The following is a 17,905-nucleotide window of genomic DNA, read 5'->3' as shown; positions in this document are numbered from 1 at the left end:
TCTATCCCCACTAGATTGAAGTTATCGAACCGATTACCCGAGTCGGCGATGGAACGGACAATCGTGAAAATGTTGCAGACAGAGTGCCCAGAATGCGAACAGATGGTGTGGATCACGTCGGATACCCGGTTTGCGACCTATCACTCGCTGGCCAACTCAACCAAGGATTGCCCCGGCTCCCGAATGAATGTTCCAGTACCGCCCAAGCAGACCGCCGCGAGCCGTCGACGCGCGCAGGCTGAATTGCTCGCCTGGGCTCACTCCACGACCGCAGTTGGCGCCGACAAACACCAGGCTGCCTGAAGCCACTTCTTGTCCCCCGACCGATGCCATTGACTCACCCAAGCAACTGCTGCCGTCGGTAAACCAGACGAGGCGATGCCCCCGAACTACCGGGACGGCACCGCCTCGTCTGGGTTAACGCGGCCCCCGACCATCCCCCGTGGGCCCAGAGCAAGACGAATCGGTCGAGCGGCGGTTACAACGGGTGCATAACAAACCGACCGACCGGGAGGCGCCGGTCACGCACTGGGGGTAGACTCCCGGATCCATTTTTATCAGCCCCTTCTCAGGCCATCCCCCGTACCGTTGCATACGGAGTTCCCCCACTCCAACGATTGGCCCCGGCATATTTCTCACCTCCCCCCAGGCGAGAAGTGCCGGGGCTTTTTCGTAGTCGGTACCGGCCAGGTGGTCACCCCCAACACGTAACGTTTCAATTTGGACGCTGCGCCGGGTCTAGCGTGGAGGGATGACCTCTCGCACCGAACCGATCCCGGCACCACGGCCGAACAAGCACGATCCGGCCACGCTTGGCTTTCAGACCCAGTCGGTCCACGCCGGCAACACGATCGATGTCGGGTCGGGGGCGCTCCGTACACCGATCGTGATGGCCAACTCATACGCGCTGCCCGACGACCCGTCGATGATGAGCTGGTCGGGCGCGACGCCCGGTCTCTACACCCGCAACACCGGCACAAATCAACAGGGCCTGCAGCAGAAGCTCGCCGTGCTCGAGCGCGGCGAAGACGCCGTGGTTTTGGCCAGCGGTGTCGCGGCCCTGCACGCCGTGTTCTTCACACTGCTCAAGACCGGCGACCACGTCGTCGTCGCCAACGTCACCTACGAGGCCTCGTATCGGCTCTTCACCGAGCTTTTGCCCAACAAATACGGAATCGAGGCCACCTTTGTGGACGCGACGGATCTGGCTGCGGTGCGGTCCGCCATCCGCTCTACGACGCGTCTGATTCACATTGAGACGGTCGGTAACCCCACGACCGCGGTGACGGATGTCGCGGGCGTCGCACAGATCGCGCACGAAGCCGGCGCCCTGCTATCGATCGACAACACATTCACGCCGCCGCCGCTGTTTCGCCCCCTCGAGCACGGAGCCGACCTTGTCGTGCACTCGTTGACAAAGTACATCAACGGGCACGGCGACGCGATGGGTGGCGCCGTCATCGGTAGCGCGGCGCTGATTCGCCGGATCAAGGTTGACGCGATGGTCGACGTGGGCGGTGTGATCAGCCCGTTCAACGCCTGGCTGATCATGCGCGGCTCGGTTACGCTTCCCCTGCGCATCCGACAGCACTGCGAGTCGGCGCTCGCCATCGCCCGTTTTCTCGAGGCCGATCCGCGGGTCGCGTACGTCGCCTACCCGGGGTTAGCCTCGCATCCGCAGCACGCCGTGGCCCTGCGGCAGCTGCCGCACGGTTTCGGCGGGGTGCTCGCCTTCGCCGTCACTGGCGATAAGGCGGCGCAGAACCGGTTCGTCGCGAACCTGCGCGTGATCACGTCGGCCGTGTCGCTCGGGCACGATGAGTCGCTCATCGTGCACGTCGACAACTCCGGGCCGCGCGTCGCGGCGTACCCGGCACCGTTTCGCGAATTCGGGCACCTCCGCTTCTCGGTAGGCCTCGAAGACACCATTGACCTGGTGGCAGATCTCGCTGCGGCCCTCGATGCCACGTTCGACGCCGCCGTTCTCTAGTCCGTCGCGCAGCTAAGCGGCCAGGGCGCTTGTGATTCGGGCCTCGACCCGCGTGCGGGCGTCGTGCTGAGCGGCCAGTCCGGCCAGGAGCAGAGCCAGCTGATCGGCCGGGGAATCGGGCGCTTCGGGGTGCCACTGCACACCAACGATCGGAGCGCTCCCGTGCTCGAGCGCTTCGATCAGGCCGTCCGGGGCGTGGGCCGCGGCTACCAGCCCGGCGCCGAGACCGTCGACGATCTGGTGGTGGGCGCTCTGCACCGAGATGTCCACCCCGCCGAGGACGGCCGCGATAGTGCTGCCTGCGGCCAGTGTGACGTCATGGGTAGAAAGGATCTGGTCGATCGGCACGTCGATGTTCTTGTGAATGCCGTCGTCGATATGCTGCACGAGGGTGCCGCCGAGGGCGACGTTGATGATCTGCAGGCCGCGGCAGATGCCCAGCAGCGGTGTGCCGAGCGCGAGCGCACGCTGCACGAGAGCGATCTGGCCCTCGTCTGCGGAAGCGAAGTGCACCGTCTCACCCTCATAGCCGGTTGTGCCGCCGTAATAGTTGGGGGAGATATCTTCGCCGCCGACGATGACGACAGCGTCGGCATCCACGGTACGGCGCAACAGTTCGGCAGGGGTGACGTCGGCGGCGGCGACGCGGGTGACAGACCAGCCACCTGCCTTGGCTTCAGAGACGACGCGAGAGTTGAGCACCTGTACCTTGGCGTGGTAGACGGGCCGGTCGGGACGCGCGGTCGTGACCTCGACGACGGCGAGCATGCGGTTCGTGAGTTCTTCGTTCATGCGGGGCTCCCGTCGGTGTCGATCGCGCTGCGCTCAACCAAGGCGGCGTTCATCCCATTTTGGGCGGCGCGCGCGTAGTGTGCGAGCGGTCCTGTAACACGGGGCAACATCGCCCTCAGGCAGATTTTTGGAGGTTCCCAGACTCGGGTCTACCGGTCACCCTAAACTTTGCAACAGACACGCACTTCTCTGGCGAAATCCTTCGGCCAGGGTCACTCTTTGTGAAAGGACCTCCGAATGACCAAGCAGTCCATCTTCGGCCGTATCTCCCAGCTTGCGAAGGCGAACATCAACGCCATCCTGGACTCGGCGGAAGACCCGGCCAAAATGCTTGACCAGATGGTGCGCGACTTCTCGAGCAGCATCTCCGATGCCGAGAGCGCGATTGCCGAGACCATCGGCAACCTGCGTCTGCTCGAAGACGACCACCGTGAAGACCAGGAAGCCGCCGTGGAGTGGGGCGACAAGGCCCTCGCTGCGAGCCGCAAGGCCGACGAGCTGCGCCTGGTCGGCAACGCTGCCGACGCCGACAAGTTCGACAACCTCGCCAAGGTCGCGCTCGGTCGACAGCTCACCTCCGAGAAGGAGGTCAAGACCGCCGAACCACAGATTCAGGCGCAGACCGCCGTTGTCAACCAGCTCAAGACCGGCCTGAACGCCATGAAAGAGAAGCTGGTGCAGCTCACCAACAAGCGCGCTGAGCTGATCGCGCGCTCCAAGACCGCCAAAGCGCAGGCGCAGGTGATGGACGCCGTCAAGAGCATCGACATGATGGACCCGACGAGCGAGGTCAACCGCTTCGAAGACAAGATTCGGCGCGAGGAGGCCCGCGTGCGTGGCGCCCAGGAACTCGCCGCATCCAGCCTCGATGCGCAGTTCGAAAGCCTTGACGATCTCGGCGAACTCACCGAAGTAGATGCCCGCCTCGCCGCTCTGAAGGCCGGCAACACCGCCGCCATCGAGGGTTAGGCCTGCTCACTCGCCACGTGCGAGTCGTGACGATCCGGTGTGTACCCGACACATTCGTCGAGTGACGGCATGGCGGCATTCGTTCTCCGGTCGGCCGCAAGAATTTTGTTGTCGGCAAAGCGGATGCTGCCTGCACGGTCGCTGGGCCATACTGAGGTATGGCTCCCACCTTCGTTGTAGTACCGCAGTGGCAGGGTTCGACTTCTCCGCGCGCAATGCGCCTGATCGACGGGGCGGCGGCTATCCAGGGCGACCTCCCCTTTTCGGCCACGCGCCTGGTCGATGTGCCGGTCGAGGCCGGTGATTCGCTCGATACCGGCGTGCGTCGGTTCTCGGCGATCCAACAGGTACGCGAACGACACACCAGGATCTTGCAGGACACCACCGATTGGGCCCTCTCGATCGGTGGCGACTGCGGCATCGCGTTGGCCGCGGTCGAACACGCGGCGCGCACGCATCCGGGCGATCTGGCCGTGGTGTGGTTTGACGCCCACCCCGACCTGCACACGCCGGAATCCTCACCGTCGGGCGGATTTTGTGGCATGGTCTTGCGCGCGATCATTGGCGAAGGGCCGGCCGAACTCGAGCTGGCCGCTGCGAGCAGCGTGCGGCTGCAGAACGTCGTTCTCGCCGGCATTCGTGACATCGACGATGCTGAGGACGTACTGCTGAACGAGCACGGCCTGGTGAGCGTGTCGTGCTCCGAGCTGGCCGACCCCGCCGCGCTCATCGCCGCGGTTGCTGCAATCGGCGCCACGCACGTTTTCGTGCACATCGATCTTGACGTGCTCGATCCTTCGGCGCTCGATGGCCTCAGCGATCTCATTCCGTTCGGGCTGAGCGTGGCTGATCTCGGCGGCGCGATCACCGCCCTGCGCGCCGACTTCACCCTCGCCGGCGCGACCATCACCGGGTTCGCGCCCGCGTCCCCGGCAGCGGCGACCGATGACCTGCCGAGTATTCTGCGCATCATCGGCGCGCTCACCCGCTAGCTGGATGCCCCGTCACTGCGCCCCGAGCCGGCCACAGAGCATCCGCTCGCCACTTCCGCCTGCAACGTCACCTGTACCGATGGAGGCCCCATGACCGACGAGCCCCGCATTCTCACCGAGCGTCGCGGCCACATTCTGCTGATCGGGTTCAACCGGCCCGAAAAACGCAATGCCGCCGATTTCTCGCTGTTGCAGCAGCTCGCGCTCGCTTACGGTGAGCTCGACCGCGACCCCGAGCTGCGCGTCGGCCTGGTCTACGCGGTCGGGGAGCACTTCACGGCCGGACTCGACCTCGCCGATATCGGCCCACGACTCGGCCCGAACGGGCTCGAAATGGTACCGGAGGGCGGCATCAACCCGTGGCAAGTGGATGGCCGATCCCTCAGCAAACCGGTCGTCATCGCTGTGCAGGGCACCTGCCTCACCCTCGGCATCGAGCTGATGCTGGCGAGCGACATCGTGGTCGCTGCCGAATCCACTCGGTTCGGCCAGATCGAGGTCGCCAGGGGCATCCTGCCGTTCGGGGGCGCGACGATTCGGTTTCCACGAGCGGCCGGCTGGGGTAATGCCATGCGCTGGCTGCTCACCGGCGACCTGTTCGATGCCGCCGAGGCGCACCGCCTCGGCCTCGTGCAGGAAATCGTGCCCGACGGCGCCCAGTTCGACCGGGCGCTCGTGCTCGCCGAGAAGATCGCTGCCCAGGCCCCGCTCGCCATCCAAGCCACCCTGGCCAACGCGCGCCTGGCCGAGCGGAGCGGTCCGGCATCTGCTGAAGTAGCACTGCAGCCGGCTCTCGCCAGCCTGGTGGCCACCGAAGACTCCCGCATCGGAATGCAGTCGTTCCTGACCCGGATTCCCGCCGTCTTCCTCGGCCGCTAGTACCCCACGCCCCATCCCGTGTGGACGTGGCCTGGGCCCGGAACGCGGGCCCAGCTTATAAACTGGGCCCGCGTTCATAAGGTGGGCCCGGGGTCACAGCGCTCGTTGAAAGCCAGATAATCGAATCCCAGTCGTTCGCGCAGGCGGCAACGTCGCAAACAAACTCACACACTGAATAAGAACGTCAGGGTAGGCTGCATTTAGCTCTCCATGTCCCGGCCAGCGACCACCAGCCCGAACAGCCGTGGCCAGTTTTTCGTCACCAGGCCGGTACACCCCGATTCAAGGAGATTCAATGTCGAGTCAGATCTACGACGTCATCGTCATCGGCGGCGGCGCTGTCGGGGAGAACGTTGCCGACCGCACCGCCCAGGGCGGACTGCGCACGGTCCTCGTCGAGAGCGATCTGGTCGGCGGCGAGTGTTCGTATTGGGCCTGCATGCCGTCGAAAGTGCTGCTGCGAAGCGGCGCCGCCCTCGCTGCGGCCCGCCGGGTTCCGGGCGCCGCCGAGGCCGTCACGGGAAGCATCGACGTGCGGGCGACCCTCAAGCAACGCGACTCCATTACGAGCAACTATAAGGACGACGGCCAGGCAAAATGGCTGGAGTCGGCTGGTATCGGCCTCGTGCGTGGCCATGCCCGTCTCACTGGCGTCAAAGAGGTCACCGTGACCGCACCGGATGGCGCGGTCACCGTTCTGACCGCCACCCATGCAGTCGTCGTCAGCACTGGGTCAGCGGCGTTGCTGCCCGACATTGACGGTCTGAAAGAGATCGAGCCGTGGACCAGCCGCGATGCGACAAGCGCCCAGCAAATTCCGGAGCGTCTCGCCGTGATCGGCGGCGGCGTCGTCGCCGCCGAGATGGCTGCAGCGTACTCCTCACTCGGCTCGACGGTGACCGTGATCGCCCGCAGTGCACTGCTCGGCAAGCAGGAACCCTTTGCGGGCGAACTCATCACCGCCGCGCTCGAGGAGAATGGGGTGACCGTGCTCGTCGGCCCGTCTACCACGACCGCGCACCGGGATGAAACCGGTACGGTCACGCTCACGCTCGATAACGGCACCACCGTCGCGGCCGACCAGGTGCTCGTGGCCATCGGTCGCACCGCGCACACCCAAGACCTCGGCCTCGGCACGGTCGGCCTCAACCCGGGTGACTGGCTCATGGTAGACGACTCGCTGCTCGTGCAGGGCGACTCCCCCGCGCTGGCCGGCGACTGGCTCTATGCCACCGGCGACGTCAACCACCGGGCACTCCTCACACACCAAGGCAAATACCAGGCCCGCGCGGCCGGCGACGCGATCGTGACCCGTGCAGCCGGCACCCCGGTGGATGACGCGCCCTGGGGCGCGCACGTGGCGACGGCCGACCACGCCGCCGTTCCGCAGGTGACCTTCACCGACCCGGAGGTTGCCTCGGTGGGGCTGACCGCCGCGTCCGCCGTGAAGGCGGGGTATCGCATCCGCATACTGGATTACGACCTCGCCAACCTGGGCGGCGCCTCGGTACTCGCGGTCGGCTACGTCGGCAAGGCCCGGGCGATCGTCGATCTCGACCGGGAGGTCCTCCTCGGCGTTACTTTTGTCGGCCAAGACGTCGCCGAGCTGCTGCACTCGGCCACGGTCGCGATTGTCGGCGAAGTTCCCATCAGCCGGTTATGGCACGCGGTACCGAGTTTCCCTACCCTCAGCGAGGTGTGGCTGCGCCTGCTCGAAGCCTACGGACGCCCGGGGTTCACCGACGAAGCTTCACAGTAAGGCATGCGTCGCATCCTCTTTGATTCACCTGTCAGCCGGGCCGGCTACCTCTACGCCACCGCAGTCGGGCTGGTCTGGGGGGCGATCTGGAGCACCGGGCGGGTCGAGAAGAGGGCAGGGTTGTTCGTGTTTCGCGGAATGCCACCATGGACCTTCGGTCGCGGCGGCTCCTGCGTTGGCGGCTGCTACCTCACCAACCAGAACATCACAGCCGGTGTGCTCGAGCATGAAGCCGTGCACAAACGCCAGTGGCAACGGTTCGGCATGGTCTTTCCGCTGCTGTACGCGGTCGCCGGGCGCAATCCGCTGAAGAACCGTTTTGAGATCGAGGCCGGCCTGAAAAAGGGTGGCTACCTGCGTTAGAGCAGCGGCTGGCCAGCGCGGCGGCCACCCATCCCTCGTGTGAGGTTCACCCACCGACCAGAGCCGGCCCCCGACGGTCGATTTGCGCCCCCTCGCGAGCGGAAGAGCACACAAAACCGCCCGGCCTGCGATCAGGCCGGGCGGTTTCTGTCGTGCGGGTGTTACTACTGGCCGGCGACGTATGCCGCGTCGACCGCTGCAGCCTCGGCGAAAACGGCGAGGTTCGCGCGCAGCTTTGCGCCGAGGTCGGCGTCAACGCTGGTCCAGTACCAGATTGCTCGCTCGGTGACCTCGGGGCGAGTCACGCCGCTGATGGCACCGGTGATGGTGTCGAGAAGACGCGCCTTGGCGCCATCGTCGTAGACCTCGCGGTAGAGCGTTCCAGCCTGGCCGAAGTCGCTGTCCTCGCTGCGCAGGGTCGCGGCGGCACGCAGCAGCGTCCCGTCATCCTCCCATGCACCCTCACCAGCAGCCGCCGGGTCGGCGACGGGGCCGCCGAGGGAGTTCGGCGCGTAGTTCGGTACGCTCGGTGCGTTGAAGTGGTGGCGCTGCGAGCCATCCTGCGAGTAGCTGTTGACCGGGCTCTTGGGAGCATTGATCGGCAGCTGCGCGTAGTTGGTACCCACGCGGTAGCGCTGAGCGTCGGGGTAGGAGAAGATACGCGCCATGAGCATCTTGTCAGGGCTCGCCGCTATGCCGGGCACGAAGTTGGCCGGCGAGAACGCCGCCTGCTCGATCTCGGCGAAGAAGTTCTCCGGGTTGCGGTTGAGGGTGTGGGTGCCGACCGGGATCAGCGGGAAGTCGGCGTGCGGCCAGACCTTGGTCACGTCGAACGGGTTGAACCGGTAGGTGTTGCCCTGCTCGTACGGCATGACCTGCACAGACACGTTCCACGACGGGAAGTTGCCGGCAGCGATCGCGTCGGACAGGTCCCGGCGGTAGTAGTCGGCATCCGCTCCGGCGAGGAGTTCGGCCTCTGACCCGTCCATCTCGACGTTGCCCTGGTTGGATTCGAAGTGGTACTTCACCCAGAAACGCTCGCCCGCGGCGTTGATCCACTGGTAGGTGTGCGAACCGAAGCCGGGCATCTCACGCCACGAGCGCGGCAGGCCGCGGTCACCCATGAGGTAGGTGACCTGGTGGGCTGACTCCGGAGACAGGGTCCAGAAGTCCCACTGCATGGTCGCGTCGCGCAGGCCGGTGCCCGGCAGTCGCTTCTGCGAGTGGATGAAGTCGGGAAACTTGATGCCGTCGCGGACGAAGAATACCGGGGTGTTATTGCCGACGATGTCGTAGTTGCCCTCGGTCGTGTAGAACTTGACCGAGAAACCGCGCACGTCGCGCCAGGTGTCTGGACTGCCCTGCTCGCCGGCAACGCTGGAGAAACGCTGCAGGGTCGGTGTGACCGTGCCCGGCTGGAACACGGCCGCGCGGGTGTACTTCGAGACGTCGCCGGTGACGACGAACTCGCCGTGCGCTCCGCCGCCCTTGGCATGCACGATGCGCTCCGGAATGCGCTCGCGGTTGAACTGGGCGAGCTTCTCGACCAGGTAGCGGTCGTGCAACGCGATGACGCCGTCGGCGCCAGTGGTGAGGGAGTGCGCGTCGCTCGCGACGGGCGTTCCCGTCTGGTCAGTAGTGGGCTTGATAGTCATAGTGCTCCTTGAGAGTGGATCAGCAACGCGTCGTTACGGTGGAAGGTTAGGGGAGAGCGGTTTCGGATTGGCACTGGGCGCACAGGCCCCAGTAGATGACCTCGGCGGCGCGCACGTCGAAGCCGAGCGCGTCCACCGGGGTGAGGCAGGGAGAGTGACCGACGGCGCAGTCCACGTCGTGCACTACGCCACAGCGGGTGCAGACGATGTGGTGGTGATTGTCACCGACCCGGCGTTCAAACAGCGCGGGCGAGCCGGCCGGTTCGATCTTGCGTACGATCCCTGCGGTGGTGAACGAGGACAGCACTCCATAGACCGCCTGAAGTGACGTGCCCGGAAGGTCTGCGCGCACAGCGCCGAACAGTGCGTCGGCGGTCGCGTGGGGTCGGTCGCTAAGGGCCCGCAGCACGGCCAGACGCGGTGCGGTCACCTTGAGCCCAGCCGAGCGGATACCGTCCTCGAGCAACCCGGCGTCGGCTACAGCCGAACGCACGTCTGCGCCGTCGCTCAATTCGGGTATCGTCATGCCCCGATCCTAGCATCTTGTTTTGAGTAATTCAAAACAATGGTGCAATCGTTTAGCTAGCTAGGATAGCGATCAGGGACATTCTGGGAGGAACAGTGCTCGCGATCACCCGCTTTATCTCCGGCAAACGCACCGCCTGGGCGGTACTGCTCGGAACAATCGTTGCCGTGGGATTACTGTTCACCCTGCTTCCGGCCAATGACTCAACGGATTTTCCAGCTGCGGGGTTACCGGAAAGCAGCCAGGCTGCCCGGGTCACCGAGCTGCTCACTACGTTTCCTTCCGCCGATCAGACGGCTGCGATCGTGGTGTGGTCCCGGGACAGCGCCAGCCTGACCGCAGCCGACAAGACGGCCATCACCGCCGCGGCGGCTCAGCTCGGGGCCGCGTCGATCGCCCCGCGCGCAGCAACGCCGCAGTTCAGCGACGACGGTCAGGCTGCGCTGAGCGTGGTGCCACTGGAGGCCCTCGGGGCGACGGCCGATATTGAGAAGGCGGCCACCGCTATCCGCTCGACGGCGTCGACCGCGCTGCCCGGCGGGCTGACCGCCTACGTCACCGGGCCGGTCGGTTTTCAGGCCGACATCACCAATGCCTTCGCCGGAGCCGACTTTCGCCTGCTGCTGGTGACCGTGATCGTCGTTGCGGTGCTGCTCATCGTGACCTATCGCAGCCCGGTGCTGTGGATCGTGCCGCTCGTCGTTGTCGGCCTCGCCGACGGCCTGGCCGGCAAGGTAGCCGGCGCGCTGGCCGAACCGCTCGGTTTTGCCCTCGATGCCTCGATCTCGGGAATTCTCTCCGTGCTCGTGTTCGGCGCCGGCACCAACTACGCCCTGCTGCTCGTGGCGCGCTACCGCGAAGAACTGCTGCACACCGAGAATCGCAACGTCGCGATGCGTACCGCAGTGACGAGCGCCGGCCCGGCCATCGCGGCCAGCGGCGGCACGGTCGCGCTGAGCCTTCTCACCTTGATGTTCGCGGAACTCGCCGGCAACCGGGCCCTCGGTATCGCGTGCGCCATCGGTGTGATCATCGCCATCCTGTTCGCCCTGCTCGTGCTGCCGGCAGCCCTCGTGGTGTGCGGGCGCGGCCTGTTCTGGCCGTTCATTCCGCGCGTGCGGGCTCAGGCAGCGCCGGCGCGCACCGGTTTCTGGACACGGCTCGGCCGGGGCGTGTCCAAGCACCCGGTGATCATCACGGTCATTTCCGTTCTGGCGATCGGCGCTCTCGCCTTCGGGCTGAACGGCGCCGCGGTCGGGCTGTCCCAGGCCGACCAGCTGCTCGGCAACCCGGAATCGGTCGTTGCGCAGCGCATCGTGGACGCGTCGTTTTCGGCGGGGCTGACCAGCCAGACCGTTGTGTTGGCGCCGGAGGCGGCATCCGCTGACACCGTGGCGGTCGCTCTGGCGACCCCCGGAGTTTCTGCGGCGGTCGCCGGTGAGAACGCCGGCGGCCTGACCCGCATCGACGTCACACTCGACAGTGAACCAGGCAGCGACGCAACGTTCGCGACCATCGTCGCCCTGCGCACCGATGTAGCGGATGCCCCCGGCGCCGTTTCGCAATCACTGGTCGGTGGCAGCGATGCCACGGCCCTCGACACGAAGACCAGCGCCGAGCGCGATCAACGTCTGATCCTGCCGCTGATCCTCGGCATCGTCTTTCTGATTCTGGCGCTGTTACTGCGCTCGATCGTGGCACCGGTCCTGCTCATTGCCACGGTGCTCGCCACCTTCTTCGCCAGCCTGGGTGCCTCCAACCTGATCTTTCAAAACCTGCTCGGGTTTGCCGCATTCGACACCAGCGTCGTTTTATTTGCGTTCCTGTTCCTGGTGGCGCTCGGCGTGGACTACAACATCTTCCTGACGACGCGTGCCCGCGAAGAGGCGCGGCGCTACGGCACCCGCGAGGGAATGGTGCGGGCGCTGTCCTCGACCGGCGCCGTGATCACGAGCGCCGGCATTTTGATCGCCGCCGTATTCGCCGTGCTCGGAGTGCTACCCGTTGTTGCTCTTACCCAGATCGGCGTGATCGTCTGCATCGGCGTGTTGCTGGACACCCTGGTCGTGCGCACCGTGCTCGTGCCGGCCCTGGTCTTTCTGGTCGATGACCGGTTCTGGTGGCCGTCCAACCCCGTGGCGACGCGTCAGTAGGTTGACGCCGGCTCGGGCGGTACTCGCTCCTGCCAGCGGATGCGCCGCTCCAGTTGCGCGCCGAGCGCGAGCAGCGTGGCCTCGCCGCCCGGCCGGCCGATGAGCTGCACCCCCATCGGCAGGCCGTTCTCGGTTTGGTGCACCGGAAGCACGATCGCCGGCAGTCCGCTCACGTTGATCATCGAGGTGAACGGCGTGTACTGAACCTGCTGGGCGAAGTTCGCCTCGGCGTCGTGCGCGTCGTACCATCCGACCGGCCGCGGGGTCAGGGCCATGGCCGGGGTCAGCACGGCATCGAATTTCGACAGTTGCTGAATGAACGACCGCTCGAACGCGGTCAGCGCGGCGAGCGCCTGCGCAAGGTCGCGGGCACTGAGATTTCGGCCCCGGGCGAGCAGCCACTGGGTCAACGGTTCGAGTATGGCGATCTCGGCCTCGGTCTCGGCCGGGATGCTCGCCGCGCCAGCCTGCCAGATGGTGCGAAACGCCGGCCCGTAGCTCGGGTCGGGCAGGAGCGCCGTCTCTTCGAGTCCGTGGTGCAGCGCGGCGAATCCCGCAACGGCCAGGTCGAGCGCCTCCTGCGCTTCGGGGGCGATTTCGATGGAGTAGTCGTTGTCCCAGGCCGAGGTCGTCATGACGCCGAGCTGAAACCGGCCCTCGCCGCGCACGGCCGCTGCCAGCAGCGGCGTCTGATCATCGGGGGCCCGCAGTGCGTAGTAGTGGTTGGGGTGACTGTCCCGGGGCACGATCATGGCATCGAGCAGGAGGGCGGCATCCGCTACAGTGCGAGCGAGCGGGCCACCAACGGAGAGGCCGCCGAGCTTGTCGATGCCGGAAGCGGCGGGCACACGCCCGCGACTGGGCTTGAGGCCGACGAGGCCGCAGGCGGCCGCCGGAATGCGGATAGACCCGCCGCCGTCGGAGCCGGGCGCGAACGGGAGCAAGCGCGCTGCGACCGCGACAGCGGCGCCGCCGCTGGATCCGCCGGCACCGAGCGCGAGATTCCACGGGGTGCGGGCGGGCGGGGAGGCCAGGCTTTCGGTGTACGAGGCGAGTCCGAATTCGGGCGTGTTGGTTTTACCGAGGCTGACTCCCCCTGCGTCATCGAGTACCTGCACCAGATCGTCGGACCGGTCGGGCACATAGTCGGCGAACAGGCGCGACCCGAACCCGGCGTGCACCCCCGCACGCTGGTACAGGTCTTTGTCGGCGAAGGGGAGGCCCCAAAGCGGCGCGGTGAGCGGCATCCGCTCTTCAACGAAGCGGGCCCGGGCCCTGGCGGCATCCGCGGTCACGGTGACGAAGGCGCCGAGCGCTGGATTGAATTTCTCGATGCGGGCCAGGTAGTGCTCGGTGAGCTCGCTCGGGCTGATCTCCCTCCGCTGCAGGGCCTGCCATTGTTCCAGGGCGGTCAGTTCGTGTGGATCAGCCATGATCCGAGCCTAGTTCGAGCGGGCTCGGTGACCGGCCACCTCTGGTCATGTTCGTTCCGGGAGGCTAACCTCAAGCCATGGCCAGCGCTTTGTACAATCCCATCGGCACTACCGCGCTCATCACCGGAGCGTCGAGCGGACTCGGCGTCGGCTACGCGCACGAACTCGCCCAGCGCGGCGCGGATCTCGTGCTGGTCGCCCGCCGTCAGGCCCGTCTAGAGGCGCTCGCGGTCGACCTGGCCGAGAAATACGGCACCGTCTCCACCGTGATTCCGCTTGATCTCAGCGAAGCGGATGCCGTCCCCGAGCTGGTCTCCGACCTGCGCGAGCGGGCGATCACCATTGGCACCCTCGTCAACAACGCCGGCTTCGCTACCTTCGGCACCGTACTCGACTCCGACCAGGTGCGGGAAGCGGAGCAGGTCGCCCTCAATGTGCACGCACTGACCGCGCTGACCCATGCCTTTCTGCCCGATCTGGTCGAGACGGCCTCGCTGCATCCGCACACGGCAGCGCTGGTGAACTTGGCGAGCACGGCGGCATTCCAGCCGGTGCCGCGCATGGCCGTCTACGCGGCGACCAAGGCCTATGTGCTCAGCTACACCGAAGCGGTCAGCTACGAGACCCGCCTGAGCGGCCTCAAGGTCACCGCGATCTGTCCGGGCCCCGCCGACACCGAGTTCTTCGAGATCGCCCAGACGAGCTCCGGTAAGAAGGGAACGCCACTGACGGTCGACGAGGTCATGCGTGCCTCCTTCGCCGCGCTCGACCGGTCGGTGACGCCGTCGGTCGTGTTGGTCGGCGCGCGCAACGCGCTGCTCGCCCGGATGGTCAGCATCTCCCCTCGGCGCGCCGTGCTGAATGCGGTGGGGCGCATGAACACGCCACGCGTCGCCAGGTAACGACCTCGATCCCTGGCAGAAAACCGACGGCTGCTACCCCGGCCCCGGGCGCTTCTTCCGCTGCACCGGGCGCCGATCACCCGGATGCGCGAGACTGGACGTATGCCCGATCTCACTTTGCACGGCGGCGTCGGCAGCCGTGTCGACGCCGAGATCGAAGTAAAGCGATCCAAATTTCTGTGCCGCCTGGTCAGAACCGAGACAGAGGATGCGGCGCGCGCTGCGATCGACGATGCACGGAAGGCGCACTGGGGTGCTCGCCACCACTGCTCGGCATTCGTGCTCGGGTCATCCGGTGCTCCCGATCAGGTGCGTCGTTCGAATGACGACGGTGAACCATCGGGAACTGCGGGGCGGCCCATGCTCGAGGCACTGTCCGGGCGAGGTTTCGTCGACTGCGTGGCCGTCGTCACCCGCTACTTCGGTGGCACCCTCCTCGGCGCTGGCGGCCTGGTGCGCGCGTACTCAGAGGCCGTTCTCACGGCGATCGACGCGGCCCAGTCCCTGGGGCTGGTCGTGGAGCGCGAACGCCGTGAATTGTTCACGCTCGCCTTGCCCCACGCGGATGCCGGCCGCATCGAGGCCGAGTTACGCCAGCGCGGAGTGCTCATCCTGGGTACGCAGTATGGGCTCGACGCGGTGCTGAAGATTGCCGATGACGACGCGACGCGGCTCGCCGCGATCGTCGCCCGAGTCACGGCCGGAACCGCGGAATTGGAGGCCCTCGGCCACGAATGGGTCGACGTCGAACGGTAACCCACGACAAAAAGTCCTGGAGCGCGCGGGTTGCGCGCTTGGCTATTCGTCGGCAGTGGCGGTCAGGCGCGCAGATCGCTGGGCACTTGCTCGCACCCGTGACTGGACTATTTCAGGCTTTTTTGCAGCAGAATCGTGCCGAGCCAGCGCTCGAACTTGAACCCGACCTTGCCCATGCGGCCGATCTCGTCGAAGCCGAAGTCACGGTGCAGCTTGATCGAGGCATCCGCTCCCTGATCGGCGATGACGGCGATGATCTCCTTCAGGCCAGCTGCTTTAGACCGCTTGATCAGCTCGCCGAGCAGCTCGCGGCCGAGCCCCTTACCCGTCGACGCTGCGCCGAGGTAGATCGAATTCTCCACCGTGAACCGGAAGGCCTTCTTCTGTTTCCACGGGCTGACCAGGGCGTAACCGAGAATTTGGCCGGCCGGCGAGACAGCGACGATGAACGGCATGCCCTGCTTGTTCAGGTAATAGAACTTGTCGCGCCACTCGGCGAGCGTCATCGCGTCTTCGTCAAAGGTGACGGTACTGTTCGCGACGTAGTAGTTATAGATCTCGCGAATGTGCGGCAGATCCGTTGCTCGAACCTCGCGCATCGTGTATTCGAACGGCGCCTCGACCGCGATTTCCGGTCGCAGGTGGCGGGGCAGTCGACGACGAGGCTCGTATTCTTCCTCAAGCACCCGGCACTCCCCTTTCTGGTTGGTTCCAGATTACCGGAAGAGCCCACTGCACCGGTGCCGCCCCCTGCGCGGTGAGCAGCCGGTTGGCGCCGCTGAACGGCCGGGAGCCGACAAAGCCGCGACGGGTTGAGAGTGGGCTCGGATGCGACGATGCGATGACGGGGGTATCGCCGAGCAGGGGCCGAAGCGCGCCGGCATCCTGGCCCCACAAAATCGCGACGAGCGGATGCTTGCGTTGTACGAGTGCACGGATCGCCTGGTCAGTCACGCTTTCCCAACCGTGGCGACGATGCGATCCGGCTGCACCGGCCCGCACGCTGAGCACCCGATTGAGCAGCAATACCCCCTGATCGGACCACGCCGAGAGGTCGCCGTGCTCGGGGCGCGGCAGGCCCAGGTCGGCCGCGAGCTCGGTGTAGATGTTGCCCAGGCTCCGCGGCACCGGCCGCACGTCGGCGTTGACGGCGAAGGCCAAACCGATCGGATGCCCCGGAGTGGGGTACGGGTCCTGCCCGACGATGAGCACCCGTACGGCGTCGAACGGTTGTTGAAACGCGCGCAGCAGATGCTCCGACGCGGGCAACACTACGTGGCCGGCCGCCCGTTCGCTCGCCAGAAAATCACCCAGCCGGGCCAGATCGTCGGCCACGGGAGCGAGCACTCGCGCCCAGCCCGGGTCGATCTGCCCGGTTGCCGCGAGCGCATCGAGGTTCATGAGCCGCTCAGGCGCCGATGGTGCTCACGAGAACGCCACCGTCGGCCTGACTGATCCGCCAGACGCTGCCGGCTCCGAGCACGCCGAGGGCGCCCTCACCGACCACGAGCACGGTATTCTCGTCGATGGCCAGGCCGCCGTCGATCAGTCCCGCCTCGGTTGCCGCGATCAGTCGGGACAGGCTGCCGGACTGGGCAGCATGCACATCGACCGTGACGTCGAGCAGGCCGATCCCCTGGGCCAGGGTGATTTCATCGAGGCCCTCCGAGACGTGTTCCGGAGTGACCTCGACGCCGCCGATACGCCAGCCGCCGATGAGGGCGCGTTCGGCCGCGATCATGGCGCCGGCCGAGAAACCAAGGTAGGGCACACCACTAGATACCTGGCGGCGAATCTCGCCGGCAATCGGCAGCAGAGCGGCCAAATAGTCGGGCGTCACCCCGCCGCCGATGATGATGCCATCGACGGCGCCCAAAGCGGCCAGAGTGGCCGTGTCGCCGGGCGCGAGCACGGTGCGGCGGGTCTCCACGCCGGTGCCGAGCGATGCGGCGAGCTCTTCGGCGTGCGCACTGCCCGGGCCGACAGTGATGATCGCCACGACCGGTTCATCGCGACCAGCCTGGCCGGCATGAGCGATCACCTCGGACCGAAAGGTCGCGAAGACCGGAACGTCGTGTACGGGGTCTCCCCCGCCGCCGACCAGGTGCACGCTCACGCGGCGACCTCAGCCGTCACGTCAACAGGCAGGTCGGCAGGCAGATCGGCCGTCACATCGGCAGGCAGGTCAGCGAGCGTTTCCGGCGCGCTGCTGTCGGGGGCTCCCGCAACCGGCGCCAGCGCCGACCAGGGGAACACGATCCATTTGTCGGTCTCGCGCCAGGTGAAATCGGGCACGTGCACCGTGCGCGGCTTGGTATACAGGGTCGCGGTGCGCACCTCCATCGCGGTCTCGCCGAGCAGGCGCATGACCAATGCGAGGGTGTGGCCAGAGTCAGAGACGTCGTCGACGAGCAGAACCCGCTTGCCGGCGAGGGCCGGGGCGTCGAGCATCGGCGCCGATAGCACGGGCTCGGGCAGTCGTTCGTCGATGCCGGTGTAGAACTCCACATTGATGCTGCCGCAGTTCTTCGTGCCGAGCGCGTACGACACAGCGCCGGCCAGCAGTAGTCCGCCGCGGGCGATGGCGATCACCACATCGGGATGAAAGCCACTGCCTCGCACTCGAGTCGCCAGCTCACGCGACGCCGCGGCGAAGTCGGTCCACTGCAGAATTTCGCGTTCAATCACGAGCGGAGGGGACGCATCCTGGGCATCTAGTGTCATCCGTCAATGCTA

General features: G+C 66.4%; 18 protein-coding genes. 10 read left to right on the top strand and 8 right to left on the bottom strand.

The genetic code is table 11. The annotated features are described in order from the left end of the window. The first annotated feature begins 102 nt into the window (after positions 1-102). Together E3T27_RS03410 and E3T27_RS03405 are read left to right on the top strand one after the other, a co-directional pair. A complete protein-coding gene (locus E3T27_RS03410) occupies positions 103-303 on the top strand; it encodes a hypothetical protein (protein ID WP_104196658.1) in 201 nt (66 codons plus the stop codon). 448 nt (positions 304-751) lie between these two features. Beyond that, positions 752-1,990 (top strand): trans-sulfuration enzyme family protein, encoded by a 1,239-nt coding sequence (locus E3T27_RS03405; RefSeq protein ID WP_104196657.1) that lies wholly within the window; start codon positions 752-754, stop codon positions 1,988-1,990. Between the two features lie 12 nt (positions 1,991-2,002). Here E3T27_RS03405 and E3T27_RS03400 read toward each other — a convergent pair whose 3' ends face one another. Continuing rightward, positions 2,003-2,782 (bottom strand): gamma-glutamyl-gamma-aminobutyrate hydrolase family protein, encoded by a 780-nt coding sequence (locus tag E3T27_RS03400; RefSeq protein WP_134571594.1) that lies wholly within the window; start codon positions 2,780-2,782, stop codon positions 2,003-2,005. Positions 2,783-3,019: 237 nt separating this feature from the next. Here E3T27_RS03400 and E3T27_RS03395 point away from each other — a divergent pair, with 237 nt between their 5' ends. From E3T27_RS03395 to E3T27_RS03375, 5 genes are all read left to right on the top strand, one after another. Next, the gene (locus E3T27_RS03395) at positions 3,020-3,751 is read left to right on the top strand and encodes a PspA/IM30 family protein (RefSeq protein WP_104196655.1); all 732 of its coding nucleotides are present in this window, start codon (positions 3,020-3,022) and stop codon (positions 3,749-3,751) included. 158 nt (positions 3,752-3,909) lie between these two features. Then, positions 3,910-4,743, top strand: coding sequence for an arginase family protein (locus E3T27_RS03390; protein WP_134571593.1), 834 nt, complete (start codon positions 3,910-3,912; stop codon positions 4,741-4,743). Positions 4,744-4,833: 90 nt separating this feature from the next. Further along, positions 4,834-5,622: a crotonase/enoyl-CoA hydratase family protein gene (locus E3T27_RS03385; protein WP_134571592.1), complete on the top strand. Its 789-nt coding sequence runs from the start codon at positions 4,834-4,836 to the stop codon at positions 5,620-5,622. Positions 5,623-5,917: 295 nt separating this feature from the next. After that, positions 5,918-7,381 (top strand): dihydrolipoyl dehydrogenase family protein, encoded by a 1,464-nt coding sequence (locus E3T27_RS03380; protein WP_134571591.1) that lies wholly within the window; start codon positions 5,918-5,920, stop codon positions 7,379-7,381. Between the two features lie 3 nt (positions 7,382-7,384). Next, a complete protein-coding gene (locus tag E3T27_RS03375; protein WP_104196651.1) occupies positions 7,385-7,744 on the top strand; it encodes a Fe-S oxidoreductase in 360 nt (119 codons plus the stop codon). Positions 7,745-7,908: 164 nt separating this feature from the next. Here E3T27_RS03375 and E3T27_RS03370 read toward each other — a convergent pair whose 3' ends face one another. Next, on the bottom strand, positions 7,909-9,399 hold the full coding sequence (locus E3T27_RS03370) for a catalase (RefSeq protein ID WP_104196650.1): 1,491 nt from the start codon (positions 9,397-9,399) through the stop codon (positions 7,909-7,911). 46 nt (positions 9,400-9,445) lie between these two features. Beyond that, positions 9,446-9,925, bottom strand: a complete 480-nt coding sequence (locus tag E3T27_RS03365; protein WP_134571590.1) for a Fur family transcriptional regulator — start codon at positions 9,923-9,925, stop codon at positions 9,446-9,448. Positions 9,926-10,020: 95 nt separating this feature from the next. Between E3T27_RS03365 and E3T27_RS03360 the strand changes: the two genes are divergently transcribed. Then, positions 10,021-12,078: an MMPL family transporter gene (locus tag E3T27_RS03360; RefSeq protein ID WP_134571589.1), complete on the top strand. Its 2,058-nt coding sequence runs from the start codon at positions 10,021-10,023 to the stop codon at positions 12,076-12,078. Here E3T27_RS03360 and E3T27_RS03355 read toward each other — a convergent pair. Further along, positions 12,072-13,511 carry an amidase gene (locus tag E3T27_RS03355; protein ID WP_134571588.1) on the bottom strand — a complete coding sequence of 480 codons (1,440 nt, stop codon included), beginning with the start codon at positions 13,509-13,511 and terminating at the stop codon, positions 12,072-12,074. The genes E3T27_RS03360 and E3T27_RS03355 overlap by 7 nt on opposite strands. A 77-nt stretch (positions 13,512-13,588) precedes the next feature. Here E3T27_RS03355 and E3T27_RS03350 point away from each other — a divergent pair, with 77 nt between their 5' ends. Together E3T27_RS03350 and E3T27_RS03345 are read left to right on the top strand one after the other, a co-directional pair. Next, positions 13,589-14,413, top strand: coding sequence for an SDR family NAD(P)-dependent oxidoreductase (locus E3T27_RS03350; protein ID WP_134571587.1), 825 nt, complete (start codon positions 13,589-13,591; stop codon positions 14,411-14,413). A gap of 102 nt (positions 14,414-14,515) precedes the next feature. Further along, positions 14,516-15,169, top strand: a complete 654-nt coding sequence (locus E3T27_RS03345) for an IMPACT family protein (RefSeq protein ID WP_134571586.1) — start codon at positions 14,516-14,518, stop codon at positions 15,167-15,169. 107 nt (positions 15,170-15,276) lie between these two features. Here E3T27_RS03345 and E3T27_RS03340 read toward each other — a convergent pair whose 3' ends face one another. Genes E3T27_RS03340 through E3T27_RS03325 form a run of 4 tightly spaced genes read right to left on the bottom strand, consistent with a single transcriptional unit; the run spans position 15,277 to position 17,893 of the window. Continuing rightward, complete coding sequence (locus tag E3T27_RS03340) at positions 15,277-15,855, bottom strand: GNAT family N-acetyltransferase (protein WP_174722174.1); 579 nt, start codon at positions 15,853-15,855, stop codon at positions 15,277-15,279. Further along, positions 15,848-16,570, bottom strand: coding sequence for a uracil-DNA glycosylase (locus E3T27_RS03335; protein WP_134571585.1), 723 nt, complete (start codon positions 16,568-16,570; stop codon positions 15,848-15,850). The genes E3T27_RS03340 and E3T27_RS03335 overlap by 8 nt, the downstream gene beginning before the upstream one ends. A 7-nt stretch (positions 16,571-16,577) precedes the next feature. Beyond that, a complete protein-coding gene (locus tag E3T27_RS03330; RefSeq protein WP_134571584.1) occupies positions 16,578-17,285 on the bottom strand; it encodes a Type 1 glutamine amidotransferase-like domain-containing protein in 708 nt (235 codons plus the stop codon). After that, on the bottom strand, positions 17,282-17,893 hold the full coding sequence (locus E3T27_RS03325) for a phosphoribosyltransferase (protein WP_134571583.1): 612 nt from the start codon (positions 17,891-17,893) through the stop codon (positions 17,282-17,284). Before E3T27_RS03325 ends, E3T27_RS03330 begins: the two co-directional genes overlap by 4 nt. Positions 17,894-17,905: the final 12 nt, after the last annotated feature.

Origin of the sequence: Cryobacterium lyxosi (genome assembly GCF_004403345.1) — a bacterium.
GTDB lineage: Bacteria > Actinomycetota > Actinomycetes > Actinomycetales > Microbacteriaceae > Cryobacterium > Cryobacterium lyxosi.
Note: the sequence above shows the minus strand (reverse complement) of the source record. Positions and strands in the feature narration are given on the sequence as shown.